The organism is Fulvimonas yonginensis, from assembly GCF_037137055.1.
Classification (GTDB): Bacteria; Pseudomonadota; Gammaproteobacteria; order Xanthomonadales; family Rhodanobacteraceae; genus Frateuria_A; species Frateuria_A yonginensis.
The window spans coordinates 483,723-496,881 of the sequence record NZ_JBBBNY010000002.1 but is presented as its reverse complement, the minus strand read 5'-3'; the positions used below and the strand labels follow the sequence as shown (position 1 = coordinate 496,881).

The window sequence follows — 13,159 nt, the reverse complement described above, 5'->3', positions numbered from 1 at the left end:
AGGCCCGCGGCGCCGGCCGCGCACGCGGGACCAGCGCACCACCTGCGGTGGGTCGGGCCGGTCTGTCGGCTTGCGTCCTGATCCGCACAGGCCTTTACCAGCAGCCTCCCCGGAGACCCCTCCGAAACCGCCCCGACCTGCCTGGCGAGCTCGGCACAGCCACGGCACCGCGGACATCGGTCGCCACCGTCTCGATGAGTACGCGACCCGGCCACCCGGATATCCTGTCGGCGTTTCCCGACGCCAGATACGCAAAACGCCCCGGTGGGGCGTCTGGCGTATCTGGCGGAGAGAGAGGGATTCGAACCCTCGATAAGGCTTTTGACCCTATACTCCCTTAGCAGGGGAGCCCCTTCGGCCTCTCGGGCATCTCTCCGGGTGTGTTCCGCACGGGAGCGGAGCCGGCAAGGATACCGACCGGCGCCGCCGAGGTAAAGCGTGCGTGATCAACGGTCGCCGGTTTCACCGGCCGGAGGGCCACCGGCCTCGTGTTCGCCCTTGATCCGCTGGTAGATCTCTTCGCGATGGACGGCCACATTCTTGGGCGCGTTGATACCGATCCGCACCTGGTTGCCCTTCACGCCGAGAACGGTAACGGTCACCTCGTCACCGATCATCAGGGTTTCACCGACCCTGCGGGTCAGAATCAACATGTTGTGTTACTCCATTAGTGCTGTTGGTCACAGGCCTGCCGTACAGTGGAACTTCACCCCTGAGTTCCTGCAACGGTCAGTTCGACGTCGTCCGTCGAAGGCCCTACCGCCTTCCCCGGCTCACAGCCAAGGCATTCCCCATGCATGCCTTGCCTTGCGGCGGCACCGTGGGTCCATGCCACCGACAGTCAACCGATACTAGCCGAGCGCCAGCGCCCCGCGCAATGCATTTTGGCGGGGGTAAACCCCGGATTCACAAAGCCCCGGCGGCCTCCAGCTGGTGCCCGATCCAGCCCGGCAGCGCCTCCAGCAGCGCCGGCAATTGCGGGGTATCCAGGCCGCCGCCCTGGGCCATGTCGGGCCGGCCGCCGCCCTTGCCGTCGATCTGCCGGGCGACGTGCGAAACCACTTCACCGGCCTTGATCCGGCCCAGCGCGGCGCCGTGCACGCCGGCCACCAGCGAGACGCGACCCTCGGATGCCCCGGCAAGCAGCACCACGCAGTCGCCGAGCTGCTGCTTGAGCTGGTCGACACCTTCACGCAGCGACTTGGCGTCGAAGCCCTCGAGCCGCGCGGCCACCACCTTGATGCCCGCCACGTCGCGCGCGTTGCCGGCCAGGTCGGCGGTGGCGCTGCCGGCCGCCTTGCTGCGCAGGGAGTCGAGCTCGCGTTCGAGCTTCTTCTGCCGCTCGAACAACTGGCGCAGCTTCTCCACCACGTCGTCGCCACTGCCCGAGAGCAGCTGCGAGAGCTCGCCCAGGCGCCGCTCCTCTTCGGCGACGTGAGCGAGCGCGCCGGCGCCGGTCACCGCCTCGATGCGGCGCACGCCGGAGGCCACGCCGGCCTCGCTGACGATCTTGAACAGGCCGATGTCGCCGGTGCGGCTGACGTGCGTGCCGCCGCAAAGCTCGGTGGAGAAGTCGCCCATCTTCAGCACGCGCACCTGGTCGCCGTACTTTTCGCCGAACAGGGCCATCGCACCGAAGGCGATGGCGTCGTCGTAGGCCATGTGATGCACCTCGGCCGGCGCGTTGCGGCGCACCTCGGCGTTGACCAGCGCCTCGACCGCGGCCAGCTCGTCGCGGCTCATGGGCTTGAAATGCGAAAAGTCGAAGCGCAGCCGCTCCGGGGCCACCAGCGAACCCTTCTGCGTGACGTGCTCGCCCAGCACCTGGCGCAGCGCCGCGTGCAGCAGGTGCGTGGCCGAGTGATTCAATACGGTCGCCTGGCGGCGCTCGGTATCCACCTGCGCGTCCAGCGTGTCGCCCGCGCGCAACGCGACGCCACGCCAGCGGCCGGCATGGCCGAAGAACACCCCGCCCATCTTGAGGGTGTCGCTCACCTCGAAGCGGCCGTCCGCGCCGGCGAGCACGCCGGTGTCGCCGACCTGGCCGCCCGATTCGGCGTAGAACGGCGTGCGATCGAGGATCACCAGGCCCTCCTCGCCATCGTCCAGGGCGTCCACCTGGCGCCCGTCGCGCACGATGCCGACCACCTTGCAGCCCTGCGCGGACAGCGTCTCGTAGCCCAGGAACACGGTCGGCGCCAGGCGGCTGGCCAGCTCGGCCGGCATCTGGCCCCTGGCCTCGAAGCGGCCGGCCGCGCGGGCGCGTTCGCGCTGTTCGTTCATGGCGGCCTCGAAGCCGGCCATGTCCACCGTCAGCCCGCGTTCGCGCGCGATGTCGGCGGTGAGGTCGACCGGGAAACCGTAGGTATCGTAGAGCCGGAACGCGTCGAGGCCGGGGATGGTGGTGCCCGCCTTCCGCGCCACCTCGTCGAACACGCGCATGCCGTGCTCGAGCGTCTCGCCGAAGCGTTGCTCCTCGGTGCGCAGCGCGTCTTCCACGAACCCCTGCTTCGAGGCCAGCTCGGGATACGCCGCGCCCATCTCCTCGACCAGCGGCGCCACCATCTTCCAGAAGAATTCGCCGCGCACGCCGAGCATCCAGCCGTGCCGCAGCGCGCGGCGGATGATCCGGCGCAGCACGTAGCCGCGCCCTTCGTTGGACGGCAGCACGCCATCGACAATGAGGAAGGAGCAGGCGCGAACGTGGTCGGCGATCACGCGCAGCGACTTGTTGCCCAGGTCCTTCGTGCCGGTCAGCTCGCCCGCCACGCGGATCAGGTGCTGGAACAGGTCGATCTCGTAGTTGGAGTGCACGTGCTGCAGCACGGCGGCGAGGCGCTCCAGGCCCATGCCGGTGTCCACGCAGGGCGCGGGCAGCGGCGACAGCGTGCCGTCCGGCGCGCGGTCGAACTGCATGAACACCAGGTTCCAGATCTCGATGTAGCGATCGCCGTCCTCGTCGGGCGAGCCCGGCGGGCCGCCGGCGACCTCCGGACCATGGTCGTAGAAGATCTCGGTGCAGGGACCGCACGGGCCGGTGTCGGCCATCTGCCAGAAGTTGTCCGACGCGTAGGGCGCGCCCTTGTTGTCGCCGATGCGCACGATGCGCTCGGCCGGCACGCCGACGCCCTTGTGCCAGATGTCGTACGCCTCGTCGTCGGTGTGATAGACCGTCACCCACAGCCGCTCGGCCGGCAGCTTGAAGACCTGCGTCAGCAGCTCCCATGCCCAGGCGATCGCCTCGCGCTTGAAGTAGTCGCCGAAGGACCAGTTGCCGAGCATCTCGAAGAAGGTGTGGTGGCGCGCGGTGTAGCCGACCGAATCGAGGTCGTTGTGCTTGCCGCCGGCCCGCAGGCAGCGCTGCACGTCGGCGGCGCGCGCGTACGGCAGCTTCTCGCTACCCAGGAACACGTTCTTGAACGGCACCATGCCCGAGTTGGTGAACAGCAGCGTCGGGTCGCTGGCCGGCACCAGCGAGCTGGAAGGCACGATGGCGTGATCCTTCGCGCGGAAGAAGTCGAGGAAGGTCGAGCGGATGTCGGCGGTTTTCATCGGAGCGTGGCGAAAGGAAACAAAAAAGGCCACGCCGGCGGCCGCCGCCTGTCGAATCAGTCGATTCCGTCGGCAGCGTCGTCCACTTCGGCGTGGGTAACACGTCGTACTGTGGCGGCGGCAAAGCCCCGACGCAAGAGGAACTGCGCCCGCCGGGCGCGTTCGGCCGGTTCCCGGCTGCTCCGGGCACCGTAGCGGCGGCGCAGTTGGTCGGCTGCGGAGGCCTCCCAGTCCACCCCGGCGGCGTCCAGCAATTCGCGGATGCGTCCATCCGGCACGCCGTGGCTCTTCAGCTCGGCGCGGATGCGCTGGGGACCGTAACCCTGCGACGCGCGACTGCGCACCAGTACCTCGGCGAAGCGGTCGTCGTCCTGGTAGCGCTGCTCGCCCAGGCGTTCGACGGCGGCCCCCGCTTCCTCGGCGTCGTAGCCGCCATGACGCAGCTTCAGCTCGAGTTCGCGGCGCGAGTGTTCGCGGCGCGCGAGCAGGCCCAGCGCCTTGTCGTAGGCGCTGCGCCGGGGCTTGTCGGGATCGTCCGGGCGGCGCTTCATGGCCGTGCCCGCCGCGTCATGCGGAAAGGGAACGAGCTTGCCCGCGATGCTTTCCGCTCCGACCGGACACCGGAGTCATGGGCATCGCGAGCAAGCTCGCTCCTGCGAAAGCCGGGGTCCGCCGGGCGGTGCCCGGCGGCACGACGCGGACCGGTCCGCGCACCGCCATCCGATCAGGCTTCTTCCAGCGCCTCTTCGGAGGCGGGCGCCGCCTTGCCGCCGCCGACCAGCAGCCGCTCGCGCAACTGGCGGTCGATCTCGTCGGCGATGGCCGGGTTGTCCTTGAGGAACTGGCGCACGTTCTCCTTGCCCTGGCCGATACGGTCACCGTTGTAGCTGTACCAGGCGCCGGACTTGTCGATCAGGTTCTCCTTCACGCCCAGTTCGATGATCTCGCCTTCGCGCGAGGAACCCTCGCCGTAGAGGATCTCGAACTCGGCCTGGCGGAACGGCGGCGCAACCTTGTTCTTGACGACCTTGACGCGGGTTTCCGAACCGATCACCTCGTCGCCCTTCTTCACCGAGCCGATGCGGCGGATGTCCAGGCGTACCGAGGCGTAGAACTTCAGCGCGTTGCCGCCGGTGGTGGTCTCGGGGCTGCCGAACATCACGCCGATCTTCATGCGGATCTGGTTGATGAAGATCACCAGGCAGTTGGATTTCTTGATGTTCGCGGTGAGCTTGCGCAGCGCCTGGCTCATCAGGCGCGCGTGCAGGCCGACGTGGGAGTCGCCCATCTCGCCCTCGATTTCCGCCTTCGGCGTCAATGCGGCGACCGAGTCGACCACCACCACGTCCACCGCGCCGGAGCGCACCAGCATGTCGGCGATCTCCAGCGCCTGCTCGCCGGTATCGGGCTGGGAGACCAGCAGGTCGGCAACGTTGACGCCGAGCTTCTCGGCATAGGTCGGATCGAGCGCGTGCTCGGCGTCGACGAAGGCCGCAGTGCCACCGTTCTTCTGGCAGTTGGCGATGACCTGCAGGGTCAGCGTGGTCTTGCCCGAGGACTCCGGACCGTAGATCTCGATGACGCGCCCGCGCGGCAGGCCGCCGACGCCGAGTGCGATGTCCAGCCCCAGCGAGCCGGTGGAGACGGTGTCGATGGCGTCGTCGGTGCGGTCGCCCAGGCGCATCACGGCGCCCTTGCCGAACTGCTTCTCGATCTGGCCGAGGGCGGAGGCCAGCGCCTTGCGCTTGTTGTCGTCCATCGTGGGAATCCCGGTGGTGTGGCTAGGAATGGGAGGCATGATGCCCGGCCGCAGTCTCACGGGCTGGGATCATCTGCAAGGAGCCAAGTATCCCACACCCGTCAAGCCCCGCCGCCGGCGCAGGCCGCGTCACTCCGTCAGCGCTTTCCGCACCCCGCTGAGCGCGGCGGCCACGCTCTGGCGCCGGATCGCGTCGCGATCGCCCGTGAAATGGAAGAGCCTGGCGTGCGCGTAGCCGCCCCTGCGCTTCCAGCCGATCCACACCGTGCCCACCGGCTTTTCCGGCGTGCCGCCGCCGGGCCCGGCGATGCCGGTGACGGCCACCGCCACGCCGGCGCCGTAGCGCGCCATGGCACCGGAAACCATCTCCAGCACGGTCTCCTCGCTCACTGCGCCGGTGTGCTCGATGGTGCGCGGATTGACGCCCAGCAGCGCTTCCTTGGCCTCGTAGCTGTACGCGACCACGCCGGCGTCGAACCAGGCCGAGCTGCCGGGCTGGTCGGTCAGCGTCTTGGCGATCCAGCCGCCGGTGCAGGACTCGGCGGTGACCAGCATCAACTTGTGCTGCAGCAGCTCGGCGGCGAGCTGGGCGGCGAGCGCCGAAAGCTCGGCATCGGTGGGGGCGGGCGGGGACACGTTCGGGAACTCCGTCGGGGGACTGCGGCGCGCGCAAAGCGGCGTTCTACCCGTTCCGCGGAGGTCACCGCAAGCGCGGCGTCCGCGGGAGGGACGCGGGCATCGCCCCGACCGGTTGGCATACACTCGGGGGTTTCCGGCCGGACCACGGGCCGAGCGACCAGCGACGACTCTCCCTGCATGAACCTCCACGATTCCGCCCAGCACACGCCCTTCATGCGCCAGTACCTGGCGGCCAAGGCCGAGCATCCGGACGTGCTGCTGTTCTTCCGCATGGGCGACTTCTACGAGCTGTTCTACGACGACGCGCGCAAGGCCGCGCGGCTGCTCGACATCACCCTGACCCAGCGCGGCCAGTCCGCGGGCGCGCCGATCCCGATGGCGGGCGTGCCCTACCACTCGGTGGAGAACTACCTGGCGCGGCTGGTCCGGCTCGGCGAATCGGTGGCGATCTGCGAGCAGATCGGCGACCCGGCGACGTCCAAGGGGCCGGTCGAGCGCAAGGTGGTACGCATCGTCACGCCCGGCACGGTGACCGACGCGGCGCTGCTGGAGGAGCGGCGCGACAACCTGCTGCTGTCGATCCACGCCGGCTCGCAGGGTGCGTTCGGTCTGGCCTGGGTCGATCTCAGCTCCGGCCGCTTCCTGCTCAGCCAGGTGCCCGGCGCCGAAGCGCTGGCTGCGGAGCTGGCGCGCCTGCAGCCGGCCGAGACGCTGGTGGGCGAGGACGGTGCGTGGCCGAAGCTGGTCACCGCCCTGCCCGGCCTGCGCAAGCGCCCGCCGTGGCACTACGACCTCGACGCGGCGCGCCGCGAGCTCAACCGCTTCTTCGGCACGCGCGACCTCTCCGGCTTCGGCGTGGACGGCCTGCCGCTGGCCGTCGCCGCGGCCGGCTGCCTGCTCGGCTACGTGGAGGAAACCCAGAAGAGCGCGCTGCCGCACCTGACTGGCATGGCGGTGGAGAGCGCGGGCGAGACCATCGCGCTGGACGCCGCCACCCGTCGCAACCTGGAGCTGGACACGCATCCCAGCGGCCGCATCGAGCACACCCTGCTCGGCGTGCTGGACGAAACGGTCACGCCGATGGGCGCGCGCCTGCTGCGCCGCTGGCTCAATCGCCCGCTGCGCGCACGCGAACCGCTGCGCCTGCGCCACCAGGCGATCGCCACGCTGATCGAGGCGCGCGCCTACGAGCCGCTGCGCGAACGACTGCGCGGCATCGGCGATCTGGAGCGCATCCTCGCCCGCGTGGCGCTGCGCTCGGCGCGACCGCGCGATCTCTCCACGCTGCGCGACGGCCTCGCCGCCGCGCCGGCATTGCGCGAGCAACTGGCGGCGCTGGACAGCCCATTGCTGCACACGCTGGTCGCTCGCACCGGCGACCATGCCGACACCGTCGCCCTGCTGCAGCGCGCGATCGTGGCGCAACCGCCGGTGCTGCAGCGCGACGGCGGCGTCATCGCCGAGGGCTACGACGCCGAGCTGGACGAGCTGCGCCGCCTCTCGACCAACGCCGACCAGTTCCTGGTCGAACTGGAGGAACGCGAGAAGGCCGCCAGCGGCATCAGCACGCTCAAGGTCGGCTACAACCGGGTGCACGGCTACTACATCGAGATCACCCGCGCGCAGGCCGACAAGGCGCCGACCCACTACACCCGCCGCCAGACCACCAAGAACGCCGAGCGCTACATCACCGAGGAGCTGAAGGCGTTCGAGGACAAGGTGCTGTCGGCGCGCGAACGCTCGCTGATGCGCGAACGCGCGCTCTACGAAGGCCTGCTAGACACCCTGATCGAACGCCTCGCACCGCTCAAGGACGTCGCCGCCGCGATCGCGGAACTGGACGTGCTGGCGACGCTCGCCGAGCGCGCCGAGGCGCTCGACTGGCGCGCGCCGGACCTCACCGACGCGCCCGGCATCTGCATCGAGCGCGGCCGCCACCCGGTGGTGGAAAAGGTGCGCGAGGAGCCGTTCGAGCCGAACGACCTCGAGCTCACCCACACGCGCCGCATGCTGGTGATCACCGGCCCGAACATGGGCGGCAAGAGCACCTACATGCGCCAGAACGCGCTGATCGTGCTGCTCGCCCACATCGGCAGCTACGTGCCGGCCGCGCGCGCGTGCATCGGCCCGGTGGATCGCATCTTCACCCGCATCGGCGCCGGCGACGACCTCTCGCGCGGGCAATCCACCTTCATGGTGGAGATGAGCGAGACCGCCAACATCCTGCACAACGCGACCGAACACAGCCTGGTGCTGATGGACGAGGTCGGCCGCGGCACCAGCACCTACGACGGCCTCGCCCTCGCGCGCGCCGCCGCCGTGCACCTGGCCACGCACAGCCGCGCCTTCACGCTGTTCGCCACGCATTACTTCGAGCTGACCGAACTGGCCGGCGAGTATCCCGGCATCGCCAACGTGCACCTGGACGCGGTCGAGTACGGCGAGCAGCTGGTGTTCATGCACGCGGTCAAGGAAGGCCCCGCCAACCGCAGTTTCGGCCTGCAGGTGGCGGCGCTGGCCGGCCTGCCGAAGAGCGTCATCGCCGACGCGCGGCGCACGCTGGCCGAGCTGGAGCGCGGCATGCAGCCACACGCCCCCGCGACGAGGCCGAGGGCGGACGTCTCGCCACAGCTCGGCCTGTTTGCGCCACCGGAGCCCTCGGCGGCCGAACGCGCCCTGCGCGAGGTGGATCCCGACGCGCTCGCGCCGCGCGAGGCACTGGACGTGCTCTACCGCCTCAAAGCCCTGCTTTGAGGCGACAGGTCCGGACTGCCGCGCACACCGTCCGTGGCGCGCGCGTGTCCGGTCGGCGCCTCAGGCTGCGGCGGGCATCGGCGCGGGAAACGGATCGCGCCACCCGGGCAGCGCCATCATCCGCTCGTGCCAGCGCACGATGTGCGGAAAGTCCTCGATCGGCAGGTGTGCTTCCCTGGCCCAGGGCAACAGCACGCCGACGCTGAAGTCCGCGATGCTCAGTCTGTCGCCGAGGAGGAACTGCCGGTCGGCCAGGTGCGCATCCAGCACGCCCGCGAAGTTCCGGAAGAAGCGGGTCGCCTCGTCCACGACCGCCGGTACGGGCTCGCCCAGGCCGACGAACGGCTTGATGATGTGCTCGAAGTAAAGCGACGCGCCGTGACGCGAGAAATGCGTCAGGTCCCACGACAGCCAGCGCAGGATCTCGACCTGTCCGGCCGGGTCCGACGGCCACAGGTCGGAGCCGGCCCTGACCGCCAGGTGCACCATGATCGCCGTGCTCTCCCACAGCACCAGGTCGCCGTCGACCAGAACCGGCACCTTGCCGTTGGGGTTCACGGCGAGGAACTCCGGCCTGCGGTGCTCGCCCCGGGCCAGGTCCACCCGGACGAACTCCAGCGGCACGCCCAGGTACTTGGCCAGCGCGCAGACCTTGCGGGGGTTCATCGTCTCTGCGTAGTACAGCTTCATGTCGTGCCTCCGTGGGGATGAAGGGCGGCACCCGCCCGTGGGAACGACCGGAGTTTGCCCGTGGACTAAATATGTTCAAGAACATATTCCGGGTCCGCAGTACGCTGCATCGCCTGTTGCATCCCCTGGGTCCCGCCATGCCCTACAGCGCCGAACACAAGCAGAAGACCCGGCAGCGCATCGTCGAGAGCGCACGCGAGCTGTTCAACCGCCGTGGCTTCGCGAACGTGTCGATCGACGAGATCATGCAGCGCGCCGGGCTCACCCGCGGCGGGTTCTACAACCACTTCAAGGCCAAGGAAGAGCTGTACGCCGAAGCGGTATCGCTCTACCTGCATTTCGATCCCTCCCGGCGCTGGAAGGACATCCCGTTCGATCCGCAGGCCCGGGGCGGCGCGTGCGCGCGGCAGATGGTGAACATCTACCTTTCCGCCAGCCACCTGGACGACCTCGAAGGCCAGTGCCCGCTGATCGCGCTGCCTTCCGACGCCGCACGCGCCGGCCCGCAGGTGCGCAAGGCCTACCGGGCGCTGGTCGAGCACATGGCCGGCATGCTCGCCGGCGGCGCCGGCGATCCGGACGATGCCCGCGCACGCGAGCGCGGCGTGGCGGCCACCGCTCTCTGCGTGGGCGCCATGGTGCTGGCGCGCACGGTCGACGATCCGGCATTCGCCGACGAGGTGCGCCGCTGCGCGCAGGCGGTGGCGCTGCAACTGCTCGATGCGCCGCCGGCTGGGCGCGCGAACGGGCGCGGGCGCCGCGCCCGACCCGCATCGCGCGGCGGCTCACCGTTTTCCCCGCAGGGGTGATCTGCCGTCAGTCCGCGTCCTTGAGCCGCCGCAGCTCCCGGCGCTCCTGCTTGTTCGGCCGGCGCAACGGCCCGGCCGCACCGATCAGGCGGCGCTGCTCGCGGGCCGCCTCACGGGCCTGCCGGCTCGCCTCGGTCTCGCGATAGAGCATCTGCGCGACGCTCGCGGGTCCGCGCTGTTCGGACAGCGCCAGCACTTCGACTTCCAGGCGCTCCTCGCCGCGGGTGATGCGGAGCATGTCGCCGGGATGAAGTGCCTTGGCCGGCTTGCAGCCGGCGTCGTTCACCACGACCTTGCCGCCGTCGATCGCGTGCTTGGCCAGGCTGCGGGTCTTGAAGAAACGGGCGGCCCACAGCCAGACGTCGGCGCGCACCCCCGGCGCCGGATTGTCCTGTCGTTCGCTCATCACGCGATTATCCGTCTTCGCACGCGCGGCGCATCACGCACGCGGTGCATACGCCCCCGCAGGAGCGGGCTTGCTCCTGGCAGGCCAGCGGCTAGCGCAGCAGCACGCTGCCCAGCGGCACGCTCAGCAGCGAGAGCACGATCCCCGCGCCGAGCATGGTGTTGGCCAGCGGCGGATCCAGACCGTACTCGTCGGCCAGGATGGTGGCCGAGACCATCGGCGCCATCGCCGCCTGCAGCACGCCCACCGTCAGCACCAGCCCGCCGACGCCCGCGGCCGTGCCCAGCACCCAGCACGCGAGCGGCGCCAGCAGCAGCTTCCAGCCCAGCCCCAGACCGGCGGCGGCCACCTGACGCTCGCCCGGGTGGAAGCGGAACTGCAGGCCCACCGAGAACAGCGCCAACGGCGTCAGCGTGGCGCCCAGCGGCGCGAACACGCGCTCGACCACCGGGGGCCATCCGCCCAGCGCGCCCACGGCGATGCCGACCAGCAGCGCCAGGAAGGCCGGGAACGTGGCGATACGCCGCACGATCAGCGCCGGCTGCGGGGTCCGCCCGGCGTAGAGGCTGGCCACCACGATGCCGGCAGAGGCCAGGATCGGGAACGCGCCGAGCTGGTCGGCCACGACCGCCAGGGTCAACCCCGGCGCACCGTGCAGCGCCTGCATCAGCGGGTAGCCCATGAACGAGGTGTTGCCCAGCCCGCAGACCAGGATCAGCGCCCCGGTGCGCCCGCGCGACCAGCCCAGCCGGGGACCGAGCAGGCCGAACAGCAGCCATGCGCCGCCGAAGGTCACCCACATCGCCGCGATCGGGAACCACAGCTGCGCGTCGAAGCGCAGCCGCGGGATCAACTCCAGCACCAGCGCCGGCAGCGCCACGTTGATCACCCACCAGTTGAGCCCCGTCGCCAGCCCCGCCGGCGGCCGCGCCAGGCGCGCCACCAGCGCGCCGAGGACCAGGCAGGTGAACAGCAGCAGCAAGGCGCTCATCGGGTCGCCAGGGAAGGAAAACGTCCATTAGACGCGAACCGCCGGCAGGCGGAAAGCCGAAGACCCGGCCTTTTCCTGCGAAGGGCCCGGTGCAAGGCGATAATCGCGACTTCGCCACCTGCAGCCGCCGCATGACCCATCCCGACCACCGCGTCCACGGCCTGGCCTCCGACGACGTCGCCCCGGACTGGCCACCGCTCGCCCCGGCAGAACTCGCGACCTTGCTGCGGCAGTATCCGGCGCTGGGGCCGGCCGGGGCGATCACCTGGCACAGTCCGCGCCCGCTGTCGGCCGCGGCGCTGGTCCGCACTGCCGGGGGCACCGTCTTCGTCAAGCGCCATCACCACAGCGTACGCACCCCGTCCACGCTGGGCGAGGAGCACGCCTTCATGGCCCGGTTGCGCACCGCCGGCGTGCCGGTGCCGGCGGTGCTGGCCGCCGCGGACGGGCGGAGCGCCGTGGCGATCGGCGAGTGGACCTACGAAGTGCACGCACCCGCCGCCGGCATCGACCTCTACCGCGAAGCGGTTTCGTGGTCGCCGCTGCTCGATCTGCACCATGCCCACACGGCCGGCGCGATGCTGGCGCGCCTGCACCAGGCGGCGGACGGCTACATGGCGCCCCAGCGAGGCACGCATCTGCTGGTCGCACGCAGCGAGCTCATCGAGGCCGCCGATCCGCTGGCGGCGCTCGCCGCGCAGTTGCCGCAGCGCCCCGGCCTGGCCGCCTACCTCGCGCGACGCGACTGGCGGGCGGACATCGGCGCTGCGCTCGCGCCCTTCCATGCGCACGCGCAACCGCGTATCGCCCGGCGACCGAAATGCTGGACGCACGGCGACTGGCACGTGTCCAACCTGTGCTGGAGCGGCCGCGGTCCGGGAGCGCGGATCAGCGCCGTGCTGGACTTCGGCCTCGCCGCGCGCACCTTCCCGTTGTTCGACCTCGCCACGGCGATCGAGCGCAACGCCGTCGCCTGGCTCGCCCTGGACACCGGAAGCGAAGCCGCGCACCTGGACACGGCGCGCGCACTGGTGGCCGGCTACCGCGCGCAGCAGCCGCTGTCGGGCGACGACATCCACCTGCTCGCCGACCTGCTGCCGCTAGTGCACCTGGACTTCGCACTGTCGGAGGTGGAGTACTTCACGGCGGTCACACGCTCGCCCGCCAATGCCGACGTGGCCTATCACACCTTCCTGCGCGGACACGCCGCATGGTTCGCCACGCCCGCAGGGCGGGCACTGCTGGATGGCATCCGCGCGCTGGCGTGACCTGCGAGCCGCCGCCTCGAGCCTCGCACCGCGAGCGCAGCCGAAGCCCCCCCTGCACGGGCGCCCCCCCCGGCGCCGGCGCGCGCACCGCTCGCACGAACCGAGCGGATCGCACCGGTCCTGCCCCGGGCGAGCGGTTTGGATCGGACGTCCGTTCCATGCTTCAATAGCCGTCTTGAAGCGGGGGTGCCCGGCGAAATGGCCGGGCTGAGAGAGTCCCTTGGAACCTGATCCGGTTTGTACCGGCGTAGGGAGCTTGCATCGGAGTCGTGCGTCCGCCGGGCGTGCGAC

The 13,159-nt window shown here is 70.5% G+C and carries 11 protein-coding genes, 1 tRNA gene and 1 riboswitch; of the genes, 3 read left to right on the top strand and 9 right to left on the bottom strand.

Going from position 1 to position 13,159, the window contains the following annotated elements:
• Positions 1 to 283 precede the first annotated feature (283 nt).
• The 6 genes from WAT24_RS05560 to WAT24_RS05535 form a co-directional block, all read right to left on the bottom strand.
• Positions 284 to 376: transfer RNA gene (locus tag WAT24_RS05560), tRNA-Ser, on the bottom strand.
• A gap of 70 nt (positions 377 to 446) precedes the next feature.
• A complete protein-coding gene (csrA, locus tag WAT24_RS05555) occupies positions 447 to 653 on the bottom strand; it encodes a carbon storage regulator CsrA (protein ID WP_336806829.1) in 207 nt (68 codons plus the stop codon).
• A gap of 253 nt (positions 654 to 906) precedes the next feature.
• The gene (alaS, locus tag WAT24_RS05550) at positions 907 to 3,552 is read right to left on the bottom strand and encodes an alanine--tRNA ligase (protein WP_336806828.1); all 2,646 of its coding nucleotides are present in this window, start codon (positions 3,550 to 3,552) and stop codon (positions 907 to 909) included.
• Between the two features lie 56 nt (positions 3,553 to 3,608).
• Positions 3,609 to 4,103 (bottom strand): regulatory protein RecX, encoded by a 495-nt coding sequence (locus tag WAT24_RS05545; protein ID WP_336806827.1) that lies wholly within the window; start codon positions 4,101 to 4,103, stop codon positions 3,609 to 3,611.
• 173 nt (positions 4,104 to 4,276) lie between these two features.
• Positions 4,277 to 5,311 carry a recombinase RecA gene (recA, locus tag WAT24_RS05540; protein WP_336806826.1) on the bottom strand — a complete coding sequence of 345 codons (1,035 nt, stop codon included), beginning with the start codon at positions 5,309 to 5,311 and terminating at the stop codon, positions 4,277 to 4,279.
• Positions 5,312 to 5,440: 129 nt separating this feature from the next.
• Positions 5,441 to 5,947: a CinA family protein gene (locus WAT24_RS05535; protein WP_336806825.1), complete on the bottom strand. Its 507-nt coding sequence runs from the start codon at positions 5,945 to 5,947 to the stop codon at positions 5,441 to 5,443.
• 180 nt (positions 5,948 to 6,127) lie between these two features.
• Here WAT24_RS05535 and mutS point away from each other — a divergent pair, with 180 nt between their 5' ends.
• The gene (gene mutS / locus WAT24_RS05530; RefSeq protein WP_336806824.1) at positions 6,128 to 8,704 is read left to right on the top strand and encodes a DNA mismatch repair protein MutS; all 2,577 of its coding nucleotides are present in this window, start codon (positions 6,128 to 6,130) and stop codon (positions 8,702 to 8,704) included.
• Between the two features lie 60 nt (positions 8,705 to 8,764).
• Here mutS and WAT24_RS05525 read toward each other — a convergent pair whose 3' ends face one another.
• Positions 8,765 to 9,394, bottom strand: coding sequence for a glutathione S-transferase family protein (locus WAT24_RS05525; protein WP_336806823.1), 630 nt, complete (start codon positions 9,392 to 9,394; stop codon positions 8,765 to 8,767).
• 71 nt (positions 9,395 to 9,465) lie between these two features.
• Between WAT24_RS05525 and WAT24_RS05520 the strand changes: the two genes are divergently transcribed.
• Positions 9,466 to 10,203 carry a TetR/AcrR family transcriptional regulator gene (locus WAT24_RS05520; RefSeq protein WP_336806822.1) on the top strand — a complete coding sequence of 246 codons (738 nt, stop codon included), beginning with the start codon at positions 9,466 to 9,468 and terminating at the stop codon, positions 10,201 to 10,203.
• A gap of 7 nt (positions 10,204 to 10,210) precedes the next feature.
• On the opposite strand, the gene WAT24_RS05515 is transcribed toward WAT24_RS05520, so the two are convergent.
• Both WAT24_RS05515 and WAT24_RS05510 read right to left on the bottom strand, forming a co-directional pair.
• Positions 10,211 to 10,609: an RNA-binding S4 domain-containing protein gene (locus WAT24_RS05515; RefSeq protein WP_336806821.1), complete on the bottom strand. Its 399-nt coding sequence runs from the start codon at positions 10,607 to 10,609 to the stop codon at positions 10,211 to 10,213.
• A gap of 91 nt (positions 10,610 to 10,700) precedes the next feature.
• Complete coding sequence (locus tag WAT24_RS05510) at positions 10,701 to 11,600, bottom strand: AEC family transporter (RefSeq protein ID WP_336806820.1); 900 nt, start codon at positions 11,598 to 11,600, stop codon at positions 10,701 to 10,703.
• A 131-nt stretch (positions 11,601 to 11,731) separates the two neighbouring features.
• Between WAT24_RS05510 and WAT24_RS05505 the strand changes: the two genes are divergently transcribed.
• Positions 11,732 to 12,868, top strand: coding sequence for a phosphotransferase enzyme family protein (locus tag WAT24_RS05505; protein ID WP_336806819.1), 1,137 nt, complete (start codon positions 11,732 to 11,734; stop codon positions 12,866 to 12,868).
• Positions 12,869 to 13,040: 172 nt separating this feature from the next.
• Positions 13,041 to 13,139: riboswitch (TPP riboswitch) on the top strand.
• Positions 13,140 to 13,159: the final 20 nt, after the last annotated feature.

Bases quoted from the DNA above. Each gene is read 5' to 3' on its own strand.
- csrA (WP_336806829.1), bottom strand. From the start codon at position 653: ATGTTGATTCTGACCCGCAGGGTCGGTGAAACCCTGATGATCGGTGAC.
- alaS (WP_336806828.1), bottom strand. From the start codon at position 3,552: ATGAAAACCGCCGACATCCGCTCGACCTTCCTCGACTTCTTCCGCGCG.
- WAT24_RS05545 (WP_336806827.1), bottom strand. From the start codon at position 4,103: ATGAAGCGCCGCCCGGACGATCCCGACAAGCCCCGGCGCAGCGCCTAC.
- recA (WP_336806826.1), bottom strand. From the start codon at position 5,311: ATGGACGACAACAAGCGCAAGGCGCTGGCCTCCGCCCTCGGCCAGATC.
- mutS (WP_336806824.1), top strand. From the start codon at position 6,128: ATGAACCTCCACGATTCCGCCCAGCACACGCCCTTCATGCGCCAGTAC.
- WAT24_RS05525 (WP_336806823.1), bottom strand. From the start codon at position 9,394: ATGAAGCTGTACTACGCAGAGACGATGAACCCCCGCAAGGTCTGCGCG.
- WAT24_RS05520 (WP_336806822.1), top strand. From the start codon at position 9,466: ATGTTCAAGAACATATTCCGGGTCCGCAGTACGCTGCATCGCCTGTTG.
- WAT24_RS05515 (WP_336806821.1), bottom strand. From the start codon at position 10,609: ATGAGCGAACGACAGGACAATCCGGCGCCGGGGGTGCGCGCCGACGTC.
- WAT24_RS05510 (WP_336806820.1), bottom strand. From the start codon at position 11,600: ATGAGCGCCTTGCTGCTGCTGTTCACCTGCCTGGTCCTCGGCGCGCTG.
- WAT24_RS05505 (WP_336806819.1), top strand. From the start codon at position 11,732: ATGACCCATCCCGACCACCGCGTCCACGGCCTGGCCTCCGACGACGTC.